The organism is Natrialba sp. INN-245 (assembly GCF_009807105.1).
In the GTDB taxonomy this organism is placed as follows: Archaea; Halobacteriota; Halobacteria; order Halobacteriales; family Natrialbaceae; genus Natrarchaeobius; species Natrarchaeobius swarupiae.
In genome coordinates this window covers 64,382-81,121 of sequence record NZ_WUBV01000014.1, presented here as the reverse complement: position 1 = coordinate 81,121, position 16,740 = coordinate 64,382, and the positions used below count along the sequence as shown (strand labels likewise).

General features: G+C 60.5%; 18 protein-coding genes and 1 tRNA gene. 12 read left to right on the top strand and 7 right to left on the bottom strand.

Features of this window, described 5'->3' with window-relative positions; genetic code table 11:
• Window positions 1-230: 230 nt before the first annotated feature.
• The gene (locus GRS80_RS04235) at window positions 231-1,073 is read right to left on the bottom strand and encodes a bacteriorhodopsin (protein ID WP_235019641.1); all 843 of its coding nucleotides are present in this window, start codon (window positions 1,071-1,073) and stop codon (window positions 231-233) included.
• 277 nt (window positions 1,074-1,350) lie between these two features.
• Here GRS80_RS04235 and GRS80_RS04230 point away from each other — a divergent pair, with 277 nt between their 5' ends.
• The 6 genes from GRS80_RS04230 to GRS80_RS04205 all read left to right on the top strand — a co-directional run bounded on the left by GRS80_RS04230 (window position 1,351) and on the right by GRS80_RS04205 (window position 7,439).
• Window positions 1,351-2,112 carry a lycopene cyclase domain-containing protein gene (locus GRS80_RS04230; RefSeq protein WP_160046486.1) on the top strand — a complete coding sequence of 254 codons (762 nt, stop codon included), beginning with the start codon at window positions 1,351-1,353 and terminating at the stop codon, window positions 2,110-2,112.
• Entirely contained in the window at window positions 2,112-3,191 is a 1,080-nt protein-coding gene (locus GRS80_RS04225) for a Brp/Blh family beta-carotene 15,15'-dioxygenase (protein WP_160046472.1), read from the top strand. The genes GRS80_RS04230 and GRS80_RS04225 overlap by 1 nt, the downstream gene beginning before the upstream one ends.
• Before the next feature lie 97 nt (window positions 3,192-3,288).
• The gene (locus GRS80_RS04220) at window positions 3,289-4,530 is read left to right on the top strand and encodes a tripartite tricarboxylate transporter permease (RefSeq protein ID WP_160046470.1); all 1,242 of its coding nucleotides are present in this window, start codon (window positions 3,289-3,291) and stop codon (window positions 4,528-4,530) included.
• A 161-nt stretch (window positions 4,531-4,691) separates the two neighbouring features.
• Window positions 4,692-5,498 carry an N-acyl homoserine lactonase family protein gene (locus GRS80_RS04215; protein WP_149081662.1) on the top strand — a complete coding sequence of 269 codons (807 nt, stop codon included), beginning with the start codon at window positions 4,692-4,694 and terminating at the stop codon, window positions 5,496-5,498.
• Window positions 5,495-6,820 carry a hydroxyacid-oxoacid transhydrogenase gene (locus tag GRS80_RS04210; RefSeq protein ID WP_160046468.1) on the top strand — a complete coding sequence of 442 codons (1,326 nt, stop codon included), beginning with the start codon at window positions 5,495-5,497 and terminating at the stop codon, window positions 6,818-6,820. The genes GRS80_RS04215 and GRS80_RS04210 overlap by 4 nt, the downstream gene beginning before the upstream one ends.
• 148 nt (window positions 6,821-6,968) lie before the next feature.
• Window positions 6,969-7,439, top strand: coding sequence for a twin-arginine translocation signal domain-containing protein (locus GRS80_RS04205; RefSeq protein ID WP_160046466.1), 471 nt, complete (start codon window positions 6,969-6,971; stop codon window positions 7,437-7,439).
• 86 nt (window positions 7,440-7,525) lie between these two features.
• On the opposite strand, the gene GRS80_RS04200 is transcribed toward GRS80_RS04205, so the two are convergent.
• Complete coding sequence (locus GRS80_RS04200; RefSeq protein ID WP_160046464.1) at window positions 7,526-8,104, bottom strand: thioredoxin family protein; 579 nt, start codon at window positions 8,102-8,104, stop codon at window positions 7,526-7,528.
• Between the two features lie 191 nt (window positions 8,105-8,295).
• On the opposite strand from GRS80_RS04200, the gene GRS80_RS04195 reads away from it, so the two are divergent.
• From GRS80_RS04195 to GRS80_RS04185, 3 genes are all read left to right on the top strand, one after another.
• Window positions 8,296-8,916, top strand: a complete 621-nt coding sequence (locus GRS80_RS04195) for a hypothetical protein (RefSeq protein WP_160046462.1) — start codon at window positions 8,296-8,298, stop codon at window positions 8,914-8,916.
• A gap of 270 nt (window positions 8,917-9,186) precedes the next feature.
• Window positions 9,187-9,672 (top strand): Lrp/AsnC family transcriptional regulator, encoded by a 486-nt coding sequence (locus GRS80_RS04190; protein ID WP_149081667.1) that lies wholly within the window; start codon window positions 9,187-9,189, stop codon window positions 9,670-9,672.
• Window positions 9,673-9,681: 9 nt separating this feature from the next.
• Window positions 9,682-10,839 (top strand): aminotransferase class I/II-fold pyridoxal phosphate-dependent enzyme, encoded by a 1,158-nt coding sequence (locus tag GRS80_RS04185; protein ID WP_160046460.1) that lies wholly within the window; start codon window positions 9,682-9,684, stop codon window positions 10,837-10,839.
• 42 nt (window positions 10,840-10,881) lie between these two features.
• Here GRS80_RS04185 and GRS80_RS20300 read toward each other — a convergent pair whose 3' ends face one another.
• The 3 genes from GRS80_RS20300 to GRS80_RS04175 form a co-directional block, all read right to left on the bottom strand.
• Window positions 10,882-11,046, bottom strand: a complete 165-nt coding sequence (locus tag GRS80_RS20300) for a hypothetical protein (protein WP_200840318.1) — start codon at window positions 11,044-11,046, stop codon at window positions 10,882-10,884.
• Between the two features lie 233 nt (window positions 11,047-11,279).
• Window positions 11,280-12,023 carry a Yip1 family protein gene (locus GRS80_RS04180; protein ID WP_160046458.1) on the bottom strand — a complete coding sequence of 248 codons (744 nt, stop codon included), beginning with the start codon at window positions 12,021-12,023 and terminating at the stop codon, window positions 11,280-11,282.
• 64 nt (window positions 12,024-12,087) lie between these two features.
• Window positions 12,088-12,774, bottom strand: a complete 687-nt coding sequence (locus GRS80_RS04175) for a hypothetical protein (protein WP_235019639.1) — start codon at window positions 12,772-12,774, stop codon at window positions 12,088-12,090.
• A gap of 207 nt (window positions 12,775-12,981) precedes the next feature.
• On the opposite strand from GRS80_RS04175, the gene GRS80_RS04170 reads away from it, so the two are divergent.
• From GRS80_RS04170 to GRS80_RS04160, 3 genes are all read left to right on the top strand, one after another.
• Window positions 12,982-13,446, top strand: coding sequence for an ArsR family transcriptional regulator (locus GRS80_RS04170; protein ID WP_160046456.1), 465 nt, complete (start codon window positions 12,982-12,984; stop codon window positions 13,444-13,446).
• 137 nt (window positions 13,447-13,583) lie between these two features.
• Window positions 13,584-14,738, top strand: a complete 1,155-nt coding sequence (locus GRS80_RS04165) for a tetratricopeptide repeat protein (RefSeq protein WP_343161439.1) — start codon at window positions 13,584-13,586, stop codon at window positions 14,736-14,738.
• A 6-nt stretch (window positions 14,739-14,744) separates the two neighbouring features.
• On the top strand, window positions 14,745-15,638 hold the full coding sequence (locus tag GRS80_RS04160) for a hypothetical protein (RefSeq protein WP_160046455.1): 894 nt from the start codon (window positions 14,745-14,747) through the stop codon (window positions 15,636-15,638).
• 102 nt (window positions 15,639-15,740) lie between these two features.
• Here the strand turns inward: GRS80_RS04160 and GRS80_RS04155 are convergent, their stop codons facing one another.
• Together GRS80_RS04155 and GRS80_RS04150 are read right to left on the bottom strand one after the other, a co-directional pair.
• The gene (locus tag GRS80_RS04155; RefSeq protein ID WP_200840317.1) at window positions 15,741-16,220 is read right to left on the bottom strand and encodes a hypothetical protein; all 480 of its coding nucleotides are present in this window, start codon (window positions 16,218-16,220) and stop codon (window positions 15,741-15,743) included.
• Between the two features lie 431 nt (window positions 16,221-16,651).
• Window positions 16,652-16,726: transfer RNA gene (locus GRS80_RS04150), tRNA-Glu, on the bottom strand.
• Window positions 16,727-16,740 lie beyond the last annotated feature (14 nt).

Below are 16,740 nucleotides of genomic sequence, written 5' to 3'. Positions count from 1 at the left end.
TTAATAGTCCATGGTTAGTGGCAGCGGGTGTCGGCTTCAACCCCGGGCACGGTGGTCCGGGGAATCCGCCTTGGTTTTCTTTTGAAATCGACGTACCGGCGAACCAACACGACGGGTCGCGGGTGCGCTGGAACTGACGGACACCAATCCGTATCATACCGACCGCGATGCGTCTGTCCCGGTCGACCGCAGACCAGCGATCGACCGGCAATCAGTCGTCGCAGACCGTCTCAGTCGTCGGCGGGAGTTCCTGTTCCCGTATCGTCGACGATACCAGTTCCGAACGCCGACGGCTGTCTGGCGATGAGCGCTTCGTTGGCTGCGACCCAGCGCAACAACAGGAACGCGAAGACGTACTTCGCACCGATGTCGAGGGCGCTGTACCCCCAGGAGGTGATCGCGACGTCGAGGATGGCCAACCCTTCTGCACCGAGTGCCCAGAAGATCGGGTAGCCGAGCCACAACACGACGGTCAGGATTTTGAGCATGTTGAAGATATCGGAGGTCCCTGCGGCTTCGGCGTCTTTGGGCCACTCGACGAGTAAGACGTAGAGGACGACGATGAAAAACGTACAGCTGAGAAAGTACCAGAACCAACGGAGACCGTAGGAAGACGTCGTCATTGCGGCCGCAAGTCCGGTCACACACATCGCGATGTCGGCCGTGATGATCGTAAACAGCTTCGTCAGATTCGTTCCCGCAAGCAAGCCGAGAGCGAGCAGGATCATCGGAGTCGACAAGGTCCAGGTGAGATACCGCCCCCACATCGTCAACACCTCCTCGCCGGCCAGTGCGTGGCCGCTCGGCATCTCGAAGAAGCTTATCGTCAGCCCGGACGCCAGTCCGGTGTAGCTGGCGATCGACACGAGCGGCACCAACAGTGTGGCGACCCAGATGAGTTTGGCTCGAGGATCAGTGACGTTTCGGCCCATATAGACGAACAGGAGTATGGCTACCCCTGCGAGGGCGATGTTCGCCCAGAACGACGCGTTCAACAGCACGTTGTCTTGGACCTCCTGGTACACCTCCGCTTGCGTCATCTCGAGTGGTACCCCGTGAACGAGTGCGACCATGTCCGCCGCGATCGGTTCGATCATTGTACGTCGAGTATAGACGGCACGAGGCATCGTTGTGAACCCATACCATGCAAACGCCACTGACGAGCGACGAACGACATTCAGGTGTCGGCCGCCCAGTTACTGCGATATCCTGCTCAGTATGGCTCTGGTTTATTGATGGTTCCTCACGACGGACGTACTGTGAACCGCTGGAACCACTCGAGCACGTTCGGCCGGTATGAGAGTTATCATCGATGCGGTCGCCGTTTCGAACGGGAACGATCCTAAACCGATGACACTGGCGCTCAGTTATCTGTCTATCCACGCGATTTTCGTACTCCCGCCGATCGTCGTCCTCGGATTGCTTGCTTCGCGACGAGATCGAGCCCGATGGTCTACTCGAGCGTTGACCGGCCTCGGCGTTATCCTCGTGCTCGCTGTCGTCTACACGACGCCGTGGGACAATCTACTGATCGCCGAGGGCGTCTGGTGGTATGGAACAGGGAGCGTTCGCGCGACTATCTGGCACGCCCCGGTCGAAGAGTACCTGTTTTTCGTGTTCCAGCCACTCCTGACCGGGTTCTGGCTGTTTCAGTTTCTTCGAGTTCCGGCCCGATCGCTGCGGATTCCACGTTTGCACCGCCTCGTGGGTGCGCTCGCGGGGCTCTCGATTGGCGGGGCGGGATGGCTCTTGCTCGGCTCGACGCCGACGACGTATCTCGGTGCGATACTGCTGTGGGCGGGACCGATTCTCGCCATTCAGTGGGCGTTCGGGATCACCGCGCTGTGGGACGTCCGTCGAACGGTCGCACTGGCGGTCGCCGTTCCGACGCTGTATCTCTGGATCGTCGATCGGATCGCGATCGGACTCGGCGTCTGGGTTATCTCGGATGAACACACGATCGGTGTGTCGCTGATCGGTCTCCCGGTCGAAGAGGCGCTGTTTTTCCTCGTCACGAACGTCTTCGTCGTTCAGGGGCTGGTGTTGTACGTGTGGACACTCGAGCAACTCGACGAGACTCCGACGCTCCAGGGTCTTCGAACGCGTCGATAATGTCTACGAACACGAACGCGTCGGCCGAATCGCCGAACGCTCGAGAGCGTGCGCACGCTCGAAACGTCGCTCGAGTCGTGAGCCTCGCAGCCGCGACGATGGTGCTCGGACTCGGATTTGCGCTTACGGCTCTCACCGGATCACTCCCGCTGTGGGTTCAGTACCTGCCGCTGTTGGCAAGCGTTCTCCTCCTGGGTCTCCCACACGGTGCGGTCGATCATCTCGTTCTCCCCAGGGCTCGAAACGAGCCGATCACCGTCCGGGCGCTCGCGGCCGTCGGCGCACTCTATCTCGTCGCTGGAACCGCCTACGCCGCAGTGTGGCTGCTCGCTCCGCTGACTGCGTTCTCCCTGTTCATCCTCCTGACGCTGTTTCACTGGGGCCAGGGTGACGTCTACGTACTCGACGAACTGGTCGGCGTCGACTACCTCGAGACGCCGGTGAGACGAATGCTCACGTTGCTCGTTCGCGGCGGCGCACCGATGGTCGTCCCCCTGATCGCCTTTCCCGGGCAGTATGCCTTCGTCGCGGGGACAGTGGTCGGTCTGTTCGACCCCGGTGTGGCCACTGCACTCGAGTCACTGATTCGGACACAGGTTCGCCTGCTCGTCGGCGCGGCGTTCGGGGCCGTGGTGGTCGCGACCCTCGGTGTGGGCTATCTCCGGTCTGAGGGGTCGCGATCGTGGATGATCGACGCTGGCGAGACGGTCGGTCTCCTCGCGTTTTTCGCGCTCGTACCGCCGGTTCTCGCGATCGGGCTCTACTTCTGTTTCTGGCACAGCGTTCGCCACATCCTCCGGACGATGCTCGTCGACGACGGTACCGTCTCTGCTCTCGCGGAGCCCGCGGTCGGGCGGGCCTGCCGGCGATTCGTCCGCGATGCGACACCGTTGACGGTCGGTGGGATCGTCGTTTGCGCTTCGATTGCCCTGTTGGTTCCACAGACGCCGGCGACCGTTCCGGAGATCGGTGGGCTCTATCTCGTCGCTCTCGCGATCCTCACGCTCCCCCACGTCGTGGTCGTCTCGTTGCTCGATCGAGCGCAGGGACTCTGGCCGCCGTCACCGACCCACGACTGAAGTCGTGGGCTTTCGCCTCGAATACGTGTGAACCGGCGACGAGCCGCGAGTGAGAGCAACGAGAGGTTTAAATCGAAACGGGCGGCCAAAGCGGGCGATGCCAACGCTCGGCGTCGAGTTCGTCATCGATCCCGCCACGACCCTCCAGCTACTGAGTTGGATCCTCGGCGGCGCGATACTCGGGAGCGTAAGCGGCCTCGTGCCGGGACTGCACGCCAACAACTTCGCACTTTTGCTCGCCGGCTTCGCGGTTGCCGTTCCCGGCCCGCCGCTTTACGTCGGCTGTGCGATGCTTGCCGCGGGCGTCGTCCACACGTTCCTGAACGCCGTTCCCGCGATGGCACTCGGTGTTCCCGACGCGGAGATGGCCGTCACCGCCCTGCCGGGCCACCGGATGGTTCTCGAGGGGCGAGGCCCAGAAGCGATTCGCCTCTCGGCGCTCGGGAGCCTCCTCGCCGTGCTCGCAGCAGTTCCGCTCGCTGTTCCAGTCACCTACGCCGTGACAGCCGCGTATCCGACGATCCGGGCGAACCTCCCGCTCGTCCTCGCGACGGTCGTCGTCGCGTTGATCGCCTCGGAACGGACGTGGCGCGGTCGGGTCGGCGGAACGCTCTCGTTCGCACTCGCCGCGGCGCTTGGCGCGCTGACGCTCGACCTCTCGCCGGACGCGCCGCTCGAGGCGGGTGGGATGCTCGCGCCGCTGTTCGCCGGACTGTTCGGTGCGCCGGTGTTGATCGACGCCATCTTCGGGAGCGGGATTCCACGTCAGGACGAGGAGCGAATCGCCCTCCCACGGTGGCTCGTCGCTGCGACTGCCGTCGCGGGAACGCTCGCGGGCGCGGTCGTCGGCTACATTCCCGGCATCTCGGCCGCCATCGCCGCCGTCGCAGTGTTGGTACTCGTTCCCGGCGGCTCGGGCGATCGTGGTTATATCGTCGCAACGAGCGGCGTCGACACCGCAAACACGATCTTCGCGCTGTTCGCGCTGGTCGCCATCGGCCAGCCGCGGACGGGCGTGATGGTCGCCTTCGAGCACGCGAACGCGCCACTCGAGTTGCCCGTTTTGATCCTCGCGGTCGTCGTCGCCGGTGCGATCGGCTTCGTGCTCGTGATCGTCGTCGGCGACGCCTACCTCGAGTTGGTTGGCCGAACCGAATACTGGAAGATTTCGGCGGTCGTCCTCGGGTTACTGCTCGTCCTCTCGTTTCTCTTTACCGGCGTTCCCGGTATCGCTGTGTTCGTCGTGGCGACTGCGGTCGGACTGATCCCCGTCCGATTGCGAGCCCGACGTGTCCATCTGATGGGGGTTCTCATCGGTCCGTTGATGTTTGGCCTCTGAACGAACTGTTGTCGAACGTTACCGGCGAGACCACGACCTCCCCGTGGTTTCACCAACTCATTGATCCACCGAGTCGGCTGAATCGCCGCTTCTCGTCGGGCCATCGAATATACCACATAATTTTTGTACACGATTAATGTAGGGCTCGACGGTGCTCACCAATGGTAGACGCGACAGTCGACGTCATCCACCGCGGCGGGCTCGAGTGCGATCAGAACTACATGATCGAGGGAGAGACCCTCGGCACACACGACGAGCCAAACCCTGACGTGACCTACGACGAAATCCCGGTCTGGAGCCTCGTCATCGATCACCCGGAGGCGACGATCCTCTGGGACACCGGCTCACACCACGACGCCCTCGACGGTCACTGGCCCGAGGGGCTCTTACAGGCGTTTTACCCCCACGACGCCCACGAACATCGGCTTGACGACGATCTCGAGGAGGCGGGGTACAGCCTGGACGACATCGACGCCGTCTTCCAGACCCATCTGCATCTGGATCACGCGGGCGGCCTCGAGTTTTTCGACGGGACCGACGTCCCGGTCTACGTCCACGAACGCGAGATCAAGTTCGCCTACTACAGCGCGAAGACGGACAAGGGAAGCGCGGCGTACATCCTCGAGGACTTCGATCACGACCTGAACTGGCAGGTGATCCACCGCGACAGCGAGGAGCATTTCGAAGACGTCGAGTTCGTCCGCTTCCCGGGGCACACACCAGGGTTGACTGGGACGGTGATCCATCTCGAGGATGACGGCACGCTCGTGTTCACCGGCGATCAGGTGTATCAGGCCCCGAACTACGAGGACGAGGCCCCGCTCGGTGCCGGATTGCTCTGGGGCAAGACGGAGTGGTTCGAGACCCTCCGCCACATCAAAGAGATCGAACGGCGTCACGACGCGGAGGTCGTCTACGGCCACGACGCCGACCAGTTCGAGGAGATCAGGGACGGGTGGGGGCGATGAGCTACGATCGCTCGGTCTCAGCGCCGGAACACGAACTCGGCCCGGAAACCGTCTGGCACCTCCAGATGCCCCAGATTCGGTTCGGTCGGGACAGCGTCGAGGAACTCGGCTTCCAGCTCGCCGATCTCGGGGTCGACGCGGCTGCCGACGAGACGCCACACGGTCTCCTCGTGACCGACGAGAACTTGGTCGACATCGGCCACGTCGATCGCGTCACCGACCTCCTCGAGGACGCGGGCTACGACGTCACCGTCTGGGACGGCGCGGAGCGCGAGCCCTCGATCGAGAACGTCGACGACTGTATCTCGTTCGTCCGCGAGAACGAGGGCGAGGACGGGTACGACTTCTACGTCGGATTCGGCGGCGGAAGCTGTATCGACGTCGCGAAGGGGACTCGGGCGGTGATCGCAAACGGCGGCGAGGTCCTCGATTACATCGCCGAACCGACCGGCGGAGGCGAGTCGCTCACGGAATCCGGCCCGCCGCTCGTGTTGATGCCGACGACGGCGGGGACCGGCGCGGAGATCTCGCCCGTCGCGATCTTCTCCGTCGAGGAAAAAGAAATCAAGGAGGGCGTCTCGAGCAACCACATTCGGGCGGACGCGGCAGTCCTCGATCCGACGTTCACGACGACGCTTCCCGCCGAGCAGACCGGCAAAACCGCGATGGACGCGCTGGGGCACGCGATCGAGGGCTACACCACGCATCCGTTCGACGGCCTGTTGCGCCCGTCGGATCCAGCCGAACGACCCGTCTACGCGGGGCGGACCGGACTGACGGAGATGTTCTCCGAGAAGGCGATCGAACTTCTTTCCGGCAACGTCCGCACTGCGGTCCACAACGGCGACGACATCGAGGCCCGGTCCGCCATGCTGAAAGGAGCGCTGTTCGGTGCGATCGCCGGCCTGACGGCGGGGGCGAGCCTCTGTCATGCGATGGCCTACCCCGTGGGAAACAAGTATCACACCTATCACGGCGAGACGATCGCTGTGCTCACCCCCGCGACAACGCTCGGCTACAACGCTGCGAGCGATCCAGAACGCTTCGCCAGCGTCGCCGAGATGCTCGGTGCCGACACCGACGGTATGGGGACCCGCGAGGCCGCGGATCGAGCGAGAGCGGAGTACGTCCGGCTCCAGCAGGACCTAAACGTCATCCCGAGCGGTCTGACCGACCTCGCAGGTATCGAGGACGACGACGTCGACTGGCTCGCGACCCAGACCGTCGAGACCCAACAACGGCTGTTGCGGTGTAACCCGCGGCCGGTTACGAAAGCGGATGCCGTCGAGATCTTTCGGGATGCCTTGCACAACTGGGAGTAGCCGATTCGATCCCGGCTCCTCCGGCGGACTCGAGCGATAGATACTGTTTGTGAATCAATATAGTAAGCGAACATGTTCGACCTACGTCTCAACCGATGGGAATAGGCGCGCTCTTCAATGAGATAGACCCGTAAAACAACGGTGAACTATGAGTATGGACCACGGTTCCCGACGAACGTTCCTGAAGCTCACCGGTGCGACAGCAGCGACGGCGCTCGTCGCAGGATGTAGCGACAACGGCAACGGTAACGGTAACGGAAACGGCGACGACGGAGCCGACGGTATCGCGCTCGATCCCGGCACCGACATCCGGTTCGACGCCCAGACCGCCGGCTGGGAGGGCCTCGAGCCCTCCGAAATCGAGAGCGAACAGAACCCGACGATCGTCTTAGAGGAAGGCGGCGAGTACACCATCGGCTGGACCGAAGGCGACGGCGCGTTCCACAACATCGAGATTCGCGACGACGGCGGTGACGTCGTCGACGACCTCCAGACCGACGAAACCGACGACGACGAGCCCGACGACCAGATCCTCGAGTTCGAAGCCAGCAGCGAGATGGTCCAGTACGTGTGTGAGCCACACGAGACGACCATGGTCGGCGACATTCAGGTCGAGTAGTACGATCAACCGGCCGCAACTCGTCGTTCGGGACGAGAACGCTGCGATTTTCGCTTTTCGGGACCACTCCACTGCTCGGAGAGCGATCACTCCTCGTGCCACTTGATCGAACAGCCCTGTGACGGTCGCCAGTCGAGATCCACGTCTTCGCCGTCGAGGACGGCGTCGATGGCCTCGCTGACGTAGAATCGGGACGGGTCGTCGTCCGGGTTGGGGGCGTCGTCGAGTCGTCCCTGGTAGACCAGCCGGAAGTCGGCCTCGCCGGACGCCTCGGCTTCGTTCGCGAAGAGGAACGGGTCCGGGGTACAGACTGCACCGTACTCGCGGGCGACCGCCTGACTCTCGTCACGGAGATACGCATCGTAGTCGATCCGGCCGTCCGTGACGAACTCGCACATCAGTTCGAACGAGTCGTCGGGATACTCCTCGGCGTCGTTCGGGTTGATCCCGACGACGGAGACGTCGTCGTACTCGTCGGCCAAGTCGTTCAGCAGGTCGAACTTCGCCTGTGCGTACGGACAGTGGTTACAGGTGAACACGAGCAACAGCGCCTCGTCGTCGGCGAACGACTCGAGGGTATACGTCTCGCCGTCGGCGCCGGGTAGTTCGAAGTCGGGTGCCGGGTCGTCGGCGGCCAGTTCGGAATCAGATTCACGCAAGACCATGTCAGTACCGTTGTATATCGGGCGTAAAAACCGTTGTCGTCGGGGCTGTCCTCCGGTCGACTGGCGGGAGAGAGTCGATGGACCCCACGTCCAAAACGCCTATTCGCTCGAACGTCCATCCGGTCTCACGTCCACTCGAGGGACCCTCGGGACGGCCTACATATTTGTACCTCCCACGTTATCGATGAAATATGAAGACGCTCGAGGTAACCGACGAACAGTACGCCTACATCCAGTACCTCCGGGAGGAGATTTCGGAGTCTGTCGTCGGCAAGTACGGGTTCGTGCGCGAACGAGATGCCGTTCAGTTTCTGATCGACAACGCCGACGAAGATTTCGAGATCGACGGCGAGTTCGACTCGTCGGCGACCGACGACGTGACGGCGTCGGTCGACGCGGCCATCGAAGGCGGGTCCGATCCCCACGAACTCGAGGAGATTTCGTACGACGAGTCCGCCGATCCCAGCGTCGAGGACTCTACGGCAGACGACGAGGGGGACCCGGAGGCAGGTGACGAAGACGACGTCTCGGGAGACAGCAGTGAAGCGGAAGAGGGTTCGGGAGATAGCAGCGAACCGAACGAGGGCTCGAGTGCGAGCGACGACGCAGATGACGGCTCGAGTGGGGGCGGTGACGCCGACGACGACGACATGTTAAACGAGATGATGAGCTTACTCGAGACCCACGACGACAAGTGGGAGGAGTCGTCGTCGGCAGACTACCGTTACACCGTCGCACTCCCCGACGGCTCGAACGAGGACGTCCAGACGAAAGACGACGTCCGCGCGCTGTTGTTCAAGAATTATCGGTAACTCGATCCAGTCATTCGTCGGAGAGTCGAACGCGGTATTCGTCGTCGGTGAGAGCGACCTGGCAGCCGAGAAACGGGATTTCGCGGGGAGACGACCGTCTCGCTTTGCCTCTCTTTCGGACGCCGCTTCAACTCGAATCGGGGCCGTCGTACCCATCGAGAGCGGGCGCGACCATCCCGACGATCCGATCGAACCCGCGGCTGACGGCGATCCTTCTCGTCTAACGAGCGAAGAACAACGTTTTTACTCGCGCTCGCGCTTCGCAGTGGTATGAGCGAACGCGACGTGCTCGAGTCCCTTCGTGAGAACGCGCGATACTCCACTGCGGACATCGCGCGAATGACCGACCTCGAGGAGAGCGAGGTCGAGGCAGTAATCGAGGAACTCGAGGCAGCAGGCGTGGTTCGCGGCTACCAGGCGGTCGTCGACTGGGACAAGCTGGAAGACGAACGCGTTCGCGCCGAGGTCGAGTTGAACGTGCGCCTCGACCGCGAGACGGGCTACGGCGACATCGCCGAACGGCTCGTCCAGTTCCCGGAGGTCACCGCGTTGCGGCTGGTCAGCGGCGACTACGACTTCGACATGGAGGTCGAAGGCGACTCCATCCGCGAGGTCTCGCAATTTATCAGCGAGAAAGTCGCGCCCGTCCCCGAGATCACCCAGACGGTCACCCACTACGTGATGACCTCCTACAAGGAAAACGGGATCGAACTCGGCGACGGCGAAGAAGACGATCGACTCTCGTACTCCCCCTGATTTCCGACGATGACGATCGAACTCTCAGACCGCGTGAAGGCGGTCCCGCCGTCGGGTATCAGGCGATTCTTCGAGATCGCCGAGGAGCGCGACGACGTCATCTCGCTCGGCGTCGGCGAACCCGACTTCTCGACGCCATGGGCGGCGAGAGACGCCGCCATCGCCTCCCTCGAGCAAGGAAAGACCTCCTACACGGCAAACCGGGGCAAGCGCGAACTCCGGGAGGCCATCGCCGACTACGCCGCCGATCGGTTCGACCTCGGCTACGACCCGGACGAGGAGATCATCGTCACGGCCGGCGCGAGCGAGGCCGTCGATCTGGCGTTTCGCGCGCTGGTCGATCCCGGCGATACGGTCGCGATCGCCCAGCCGTCGTACATCTCCTACGAACCCGGCGTGATCTTCGCCGGTGGCGAGGTGCTCCCCGTCCCGACGAGAGAGGAAGACGAGTTCCGACTGACGGTGGAGACACTCGAGGCTGCGGGCGCGAGCGAAGCCGACCTCCTCGTCCTCTGTTATCCCAACAACCCGACCGGAGCGATCATGCGCGAGAGCGACCTCGAGCCGGTCGCCGAGTTCGCCCGCGAGCACGATCTGACAGTTCTCTCCGACGAAATCTACGCCGAACTCACCTACGATGGTGAGCACACCTCGATCGCGACGCTGCCCGGAATGCGCGAGCGGACGGTCGTCTTCAACGGCTTCTCGAAGGCCCACGCGATGACCGGCCTCCGACTGGGATACGCACTCGCCCCCGCAGACGTCGTCGGTGCCATGAACCGGATCCACCAGTACACCATGCTCTCCGCGCCGACGACGGCCCAGTACGCCGCCCTCGAGGCGCTCGAGTCCTGCGACGACGAGGTCAAGAAGATGGTCGACCAGTACGACCGCAGGCGGCGGTTCGTCCTCTCGCGGTTCCGCGAGATCGGCATGGACGTCTTCGAGGCGAAAGGTGCGTTCTACTGTTTCCCCGAGGTTCCAGAAGGCTGGACCGCCGAGGAGTTCGCTGAAGCAATTCTCCGCGAGCAAGGCGTCGCTGTCGTTCCGGGTGACGTCTTCGGCGACGGTGGCGAGGGACACCTCCGAGTCTCGTACGCGACCGCCCTCGAAGAGCTTCGTGAGGCGTTGGGACGGATCGAGGCCTTCCTCGAGGAACGGGACTGACCGGCAGTCGCCTCTCCGACCGAGATAGGGTAAACAGGCGCCTCAGGGCTCGAGATCGACAGTTACGGTAGTCGCGATCCAGCCGTCGGTGTTGTCTCGTTCGGTGAAAACGTGCTTGCCGGGCCGGGTCTCGTGGCTGCTTACGATCGTCGTCGGTTCCTCCAGTTCGTCGTCGTCCTGATTCTCCCTGCGGGCGGGTACGTCCATCACGAGAGGTTAGGCGACCCTAAATCTAAAAAGGTTTTGGTGGGCCTAAGTTTCTGGGAGGTGGAACGTCTCCGCCGCGGTGAGAGACAGCGGGGGGACGCCGCCGGTCACGTGGCGAGAAACGCCAGTTACCGACCTCGAGTGCGGTAGTCCGTGACGCCCCCTATAGTAGCCACTAGAACGAATTACACACTGATCGCGGAGCCACCTTGCGATCAGGTGTACATTGACTTTCAGTGGCTACTATAGAACACGGCGAACGGCACCAAAAGCGCCAGCGGAACGCCGACGGCGACCGCAGCCGTTCCCCACGGAACGTCGGCGTCTCTGGAGAGACCACACGTGAGCAGGTACCACTGCCAGAGCAAGACCAGAAGCGAGACGACCTGCAGGATCGGCTCGAGCGAGGCCACCGCTCCCTCGATGACGCCGAGTTGAGCGTCGGGATCGGTGATGGTGACGTCCCGGAGGACGAACCAGAACCCGACGAGGACTGCGCCGAGCCGGACGAATTCCGGCACCGCGGCCCAACCCGCGAGCGCGAATGATCCCGGGACCGAGGGATCTCCGCCAGCGAGGCGGCCGGCGGCGAACAGCACGATCCCGCTGAAAATCCACAGTATAAACGGCGAAATCAGCGCGTACGGGATGTACTCGTGGAACGTCTCCTGGGCCAGTGCACCCGCGTCGCGTTCGATCGTCGCCGGTTCGTCACAGTTGTCGGCGAGTGGCGATTCGTCGTCACCGTGTTGATCGCAGACCCACTCCGGCGGCCGGTCGGGGTTGTCCATCGTCACCGTCGCGTCGATCGATCCGGCGAATATTGTCCCGAGAAGCGAGAGGCCGATCACGAGAGCAATCGCGAGCGCGACGACGACACCCGCCGCGACCGCGAGCGTTTCGGCCGGTGGTCGTTCCTCGAAGAACGTCCCAGGCGAGAGCAGGAGCGTCCGAATCGAACGGAGGATGGAGGGCATCGTGACGACGAGTCGTCAGGTTGACGCTAAAAACCGCAATCTCTAAATGTATGTCAAGACAGTGTTATTCCTCCCACTGAGGTCGCGGAGAACCTGGTAATTCGTCTGTTCGTTCCACCAACTCATCTTCGGTTAGCCACGGGTAACACCGATCCTGTAACTCGAACAGTCTGAAATCGTTCAACTGAACCCAACTGTAGGAGGGAACCGCTAACTCATGATCGGTAAGCCACTCTGTGAGCTCATCGACAGTCACATCGATCCCAGCCGCAGTGGCTCGATCGACAAGTTTCGATAGCTCGGACTGTGTCGTCTCCTCGTCAACATCAGTTGCGGCCTCGATTTGAGCCGCTGCAGCGAGTACGTCTTCCCTGCCTCGAAGATTTGATTCTGTGTCCCACCGGTAACCTCGCGGCAGAACATATGCTTTCCTGAAATATTCCGTCTCCGAAAGTTTGCCCAGTTCGTTGATCTCGCCGCCTGCATCCTGCTCGATAACGGTCGTGATGTAGTCGGCGAGCGCCGCCGTAAGATGAAACTTGACGCGAAACTCGGGGTGCCGTGAGACATCGATATCGCCCAGATCGCCGATCAGAAATGCGTAGGTTCCGTAGCGGCGATTGAGTCGGTCAGTTACCGACCGCACCCGGCGGATATAGGGTGACCGATAACTTCCTAAGACGAGATACGCCGTCTGATCCCGTTCGTAGATGGCTGGGAGTTCGTCCTGTGCCCACGAGAGAATATCCATCGCTTCTGTCGGTGTGAGATCAACGTTTCGCAGAGCGCGACGGACAGCACCCATGATTTGTCCTGCGTTCGGCGGTACAGATGGAGTCGTCATATTTTGTTCAACAACTGGTACAGTGATACATTTTCTGATTAACTTAGTCATTCCGGTAAAATACTCACTTAGTTGTCCCGAATCGTTAAATGCAGAGCTATGCTACAGTCCACTATGAGCCATACGGCGGACGATGTCTTCGACGATCCTTTTGCCGAGCAACGCGAAATGCGGGAGTTACTCTCCCAGGAGACTCGTCACCTGATCGTCCAGTGCCTGCTGGGCCATCCTCACCACCTCGCGTCGCTTGCCGAACTCACCTACATGATCCAGAAAAATGAAGGAGCGATTCTCGATCAACTCGAGACGCTTCAAGAGGCCGGTCTCTTGAACGTCTACGTCCACGAGCCGAACGTATCCACACGTGATCTGCCGTCTCGGTTTTGGGGACCGACCGAACGTGGCGTCGAAGTACTGTACGAACACAACTTCCTTCGCGGTGTCCCGGTTGCCCGGGCAGTCTACGAAGAGACGAACAAATCAGAGAAGGTTCGCCGCCACGAAACGGCTCCACGACCATCGCTTCCTGATACCGTCCACGAGGCGCTCCAATTCGAGGAACCAGTTCCCGAAGAGTAGAGTAGAGTAGGCCCAACTCCGTCGTAGAGGCCGTCCCGCCTTACCAACCGACTCGAACGGAAGTGGTCCGATTCCTTGGTAAGGTAGGCGCTTCGGTGAAATGGTGTCCTGGGTACGTGCTTTCTCGTCGGTTCGTAGTGCACGTCTTGTTGATACCTGTTGCTTTTTCCACCTGCATACATAGCTCTCAAATAATGGTTGAGTGTCGCTATTGCGAGCAAACCTTTGAGGAAGAGTCTGCGCTCCGTGAGCATCTCTACGAGGTTCACGAACGTGACGAACTCAGTCGGATTGACCAAAAGCGAGTCGAGCAATACGTCGATGAACACGGCTTGGACGAGAGTGACAACGAGGAAGATCAAAGTCCCGATCAATCCATCCAGCGTGAGCAACGAACAGTCGATACATCAGACGGTATCTATCCCGCTGATGGGTGGGAACTCAGCGACGTCGAAGCACTCTCAACGGACGAAATCGTCGAGAAACTCACGGGCCACGGCATCGAAACGAACGAGACGGCGTTTTTGAACCGAGTTGAAGACTGTAATTCGGCGACAGCACTTTCTGAGCAGTGGGAAGCCGAATACGCAGTTGACGCCACGGGCTACGATCAGGACTTCATCTGGATGGCGACACAGGAACTCTGGGAGCGGTGGGCACCCGACACTCCGAATAAAGAACGGATCTACGACTTCGTACAGGAGGGACGCGATCTCCGAGAGAAAGGAAACCGTACTGCAGCCTGCGATCAATGGCTAACCGCCTGGGAATACATTGTCGCCGTAACGCCAGACGATATCACGACCATCGAAGCGGCAGATCGACAGCTACCGACGTTTCTCTCACTTGAGCCATTCATTCGGTCGCTCGATAGCGATCTTGCTACTGTCGCGGAAGATGAGCCAGCATATCACGAGAATCGTCTCGAGTTCTGTCGAGAAGTCGTCGAACAGTTCCCTGACGCTGACGATGAGCTTCTCCTTGACTTTCACCACTTCATCGCCGATTCACTCGCAAAACTGGACAGAACGTCCGACAGCAGAGCCGAACTCGAATCACTCATCGAAGAGTACCCCGAAGATCCCTATGCGTACAAGAAAATCGCAGACAGCTACTGGCTCGATGACCTGGGTGACCTGACGGTCGAAGAGATTGAACGAACTGCAGAACTATATCAGGCGGCGCTTGAGGCTGACACCGCGCTCGAGGGAGCGTCGATAGTGGCTGATCGCCTTGATGACGTCGAGAACCGACTTGCTGAGATGGGCGCGTCCGACGAGAGGGAGAGCTGAACGACGATGAAGCTTCGATACTACGCCGACACACCGAACTTCGACGACCACGAGCAGATAATCGATCTCCTCTACACCATCTCGGACAAGTACGGCATCACAGTGGAGATCGAGCGAGTGAATAACCGATTCGGCTCGATTCAAGTGTTTCCGGGCGAGATCCGTGATAGCTCGCCAGAAGACGTCTACGACCGATGTTTCCATTACAACCGAACGCTCGGGTCAAACATCGACGAATCGCCGTCACAGGCGTTCAAATCCGGAGGACGACACGTCGACATCGACGGATACGTCGGCGTCATCGACGATGGACTCGTCTGGGCGACGACCCATCGTGGTGATCCAATCGGCTACGGAACGGATATTGACGCTACGGACACGACACTCGGATTTCTCGATCAGGTCGCAAACGAGGGGCTGGACGCAATCGAAGGGAAGTATATGGACGAGTCAGAAGGCGAGCAGTGCGTTCTCGAACAGTTCCTCGCGGCAGATGTCATTGACGGTACCGTTCGTCGGAATGTAACCGTCGGCGAATCGCTGCTACCCGACTTCCCTGCCCATGGAGTGGACAGCTCCGTTGGCGAACTGATCACCCGGACGGTCGATGCAGTCATCGAAACGGACGAAAGCGACTGGATCATTCAGACAGCGAAGACCTTTGAAGCGTCGGCGTTCGACACCGCTCTCGGTCAAGTTCTCGTTCGCGATCGACTCTATCGTATCGATACGGGCAACGATATAGATACGACTCCTGCGATCGTATTCAATACGGTTCCCTGGGAACGGGACATTGACGCTGTTCGGGCTACAGTCGACCAAGTGACTGCGAGAGCAGACGGACCAGCTGTCCACGTGTTCGTCGGTCGCGACGGGGAGTTCAAAGAGGTTACCGAGTGACTCAAAACCCGGCCTTCTCGAGTTGGCCAAGGAATGCTGGCCGATTCGAATGCATCTCTTTGAGAAACTCGACGAACTCCTCATACGGATTGCTGTAACTATTTACCGGGGCAACCGCGCCTCGCCTTGCGGTTGCCCCGGTAAGGACTTACAGCAGTCAGTATCAAACCTGCTCTCGGAAACCAGTTCCTGCATCGGCTCTAAGTGGTCTGCGATTTCCCGGTAGTGGCGACGTCCAGTATCACCGGCGGAAAACGGAATCAACTGTTCTCGATATATCTCGAAGTATTCGATCGGACCGACTGTTGCGACCGGATCTTGATAGCGACGAACCCATGACAGATTCCCGGTCTCCTTCAGTTCGAAAAACGCCGTCTCTAGATCCATCTCGTGGACGTACATCGAGATCAGTCGTTGTCGGTCACTCTCGTGAAGTTCCCGCCCGAACTCCCCGTATATTGACGCCCATTCGCGGTCGGTACAGGCCTCTTTCAGTTCATCATAGGCGTCCCACTCGGAATTATCGAGAAACAGTTGCTTCAACAGCGTTTTGTACCGGTCTGGGTCTCGATCTTGGTACAACTCGACGGCGAGCCAGCGTAGATCGATCTTCGTGAGTTCCGAGAAATCGCCCTAATGTGTGTCGTCTACAACATCAAGCGTGCCGTGAAACAGTGAATTCCACCGCGGTATGGCGATTCAACACAGCCCTTTGTCCGGGTTCTTCCCGAACGTGAACAACCATTTGCGACAGTCTTCACGCTGGGAACGATAGTTAGATAGCTGACGGTCGTTGAGCAATTCCTCGCACGGTTCCGTGACGACCGAGATCCAGTCAAGATCGGTCATGAATTCCCCTTGAATCTTACGCCGAACGTAATTGCCGGGGAAACAACATGAACCGCAAGACTGCATCGGGGTGACACGGGTTCGATTACGTGTTTGCCCTGTAGCATCGTATTCACCTTAGGTTAGCCACAGGCCAAAACCGCAAGACGAGAAAGGGATTGGAGTGCTCCGACTGGGATTCGAACCCAGGTCATTGCCGTGAGAGGGCAATATGATTGGCCGGACTACACTATCGGAGCGCGCCTCGTGTGCA